The organism is Bradyrhizobium sp. STM 3843, assembly GCF_000239815.1.
GTDB lineage: Bacteria > Pseudomonadota > Alphaproteobacteria > Rhizobiales > Xanthobacteraceae > Bradyrhizobium.
The window spans coordinates 1-2,331 of sequence record NZ_CAFK01000067.1 but is presented as its reverse complement, the minus strand read 5'-3'; the positions used below and the strand labels follow the sequence as shown (position 1 = coordinate 2,331).

Annotated in this window: 2 protein-coding genes; both read left to right on the top strand. The window is 64.6% G+C overall.

Going from position 1 to position 2,331, the window contains the following annotated elements; genetic code table 11:
- Window positions 1-1,816: methionine--tRNA ligase (gene metG / locus BRAS3843_RS09570; RefSeq protein ID WP_083841348.1), on the top strand; the 1,816-nt coding region annotated here is incomplete at its 5' end.
- Window positions 1,816-2,331 (top strand): TatD family hydrolase (locus BRAS3843_RS09565; protein ID WP_035981244.1); only part of this gene is annotated, 516 nt, incomplete at its 3' end. The genes metG and BRAS3843_RS09565, both read left to right, overlap by 1 nt.

Here is a 2,331-nt window from a genome sequence, read left to right as displayed (position 1 = left end):
AGACAAGACGGGCGCAAAAAAGGCGCCTAAGAAGACCGTGAAAAAAGCCGTCAAGCATGTGAGCAAGGCTCGCGCAAAGGCGGGCAAGGTCGCAAAGGCTCCTGTGGCGAAGAAGCCGGCTGGTGCTAGGCCAGCTGAGATCAGGACGGTGGTCGAGGCTCCGAAGGCGCCACGTCCCGCCAAGCCAAAGGCGCCGCGCAAGCCGAAGTCTGCGGTCGATCGCGAGGCGCAACAGCAGGAGGCGGCTGCGCCGGCGGCAACCGAACGCGCCGCCAGCAACACGTTCTACGTCACCACTGCAATTGCCTATCCCAACGGCCAGCCGCATATCGGTCACGCCTATGAGGCGATCGCGACCGATGCCATCGCGCGCTTTGCGCGGCTCGACGGCAAGGAGGTGTTCTTCCTGACCGGCACCGACGAGCACGGGCTGAAGATGATCCAGACCGCGCAGAACGAAGGTCTGACGCCTGCTGAACTCGCCGCTCGCAATGCCGGCCGCTTCCGCGAAATGGACGAGCGGCTGAACGTCTCGTTCGACCGCTTCATCCGCACCACGGAGCCCGCGCACCACCGCTCGGTCCAGGCGATCTGGAACCGGATGCAGCAGAATGGCGATATCTACATCGATGTGTATTCCGGCTGGTACTCGGTGCGCGACGAGGCCTACTACGCCGAGGACGAGACGCGCCTCAACGACGACAATGTGCGCCTTGGTCCGCAGGGCACGCCGGTGGAATGGGTCGAGGAGAAGAGCTATTTCTTCCGGTTGTCGGCCTATCAGGACAAGCTGCTCGCCCTCTATGAGAGCAGCCCTGAATTCATCGGCCCGGACTCCCGCCGCAACGAGATCGTCAGCTTCGTCAGAGGCGGGCTGAAGGATCTCTCGATCTCGCGCACGACCTTCGACTGGGGCGTGCGGGTGCCTGACGACCACGAGCACGTGATGTATGTCTGGGTCGACGCACTGACCAACTACATCACCGGGATCGGCTTTCCCGACGAGGATGATCCCAACTGGAAGTACTGGCCGGCCGACGTGCACGTCATCGGCAAGGATATCATCCGCTTCCATGCGGTGTACTGGCCGGCCTTCCTGATGTCGGCCGGCGTTCCGGTGCCGAAGCGCGTCTACGCGCACGGCTTCCTGTTCAACAGGGGCGAGAAGATGTCGAAGTCGGTCGGCAATGTCGTCGATCCCTTCACGCTCGCCGACCAGTATGGTGTCGACCAGATGCGCTATTTCTTCCTGCGCGAGGTGCCGTTCGGCCAGGACGGCAACTACAATCATGAGGCCATCGTCGCGCGCATCAACGCCGATCTCGCTAACGATCTCGGCAATCTCGCGCAGCGCTCGCTGTCGATGATCGCCAAGCAATTGGGCGGCGTGCTGCCCGAGCCCGGCGAGCTCTCCGCCAACGATAAATCGATCCTGGCGGAGGCTGATGCCATGATCGGCGCCGCGCGCAAGGCGATGGCGACGCAGCAGATCCACCAATGGCTCAACGCGGTGTGGTCGGTGGTCGCCGAAGCCAACCGTTATTTCGCCGGCGAGGCGCCATGGGCGCTGGCCAAGACCGATCCGCCACGGCAGCGCACCGTGCTCTATGTCACAGCGGAGGTGATCCGGCAGATCGCGATCCTGACCCAGCCGGTGATGCCGGCCGCATCGGCAAAGCTGCTCGACAGCCTCGGCATCCCCGAGGATGAGCGCGACTTCGCGCGGCTCGGCGGCGAGGACAGGATCGCGCCTGCCACCCAGGTCCCGGCGCCGCAGGCCGTGTTCCCGCGCTACATCGAACCGGCGGCTCAGTGATGCTGGTCGACAGCCATTGCCATCTGGATTTCCCAGATTTCGCCGACGATCTCGATGGCATCATCGCGCGGGCGGCTGCGGCCGGGGTCGGACGCATGGTGACGATCTCGACCCGGGTGCGGCGCCTCTCCGAGCTGCTCGCGATCGCCGAGCGCTACGACAACGTCTATTGCTCGGTCGGAACCCATCCCCACAATGCCGACGAGGAAGACGGCATCACGGCCGACGAACTGATCGCGCTGACCACCCATCCGAAAGTGGTGGCGCTCGGGGAGGCGGGGCTCGACAATTTCTATGAGCATGGCTCGCGCGCGGCGCAGGAGCGCGGCTTCCGCGCTCATATCGCCGCGGCGCGCGCGACTGGGCTCCCGCTCGTGATCCACACCCGCGAGGCGGACGAGCAGTGCGGCCGCATCCTGGACGAGGAGATCGCAAAGGGACCTTTTCACGCCGTGCTGCATTGCTACACGGGCGGACGCGAGTTGGCGATGAAGGCGATCGATCTCGGACTGCAC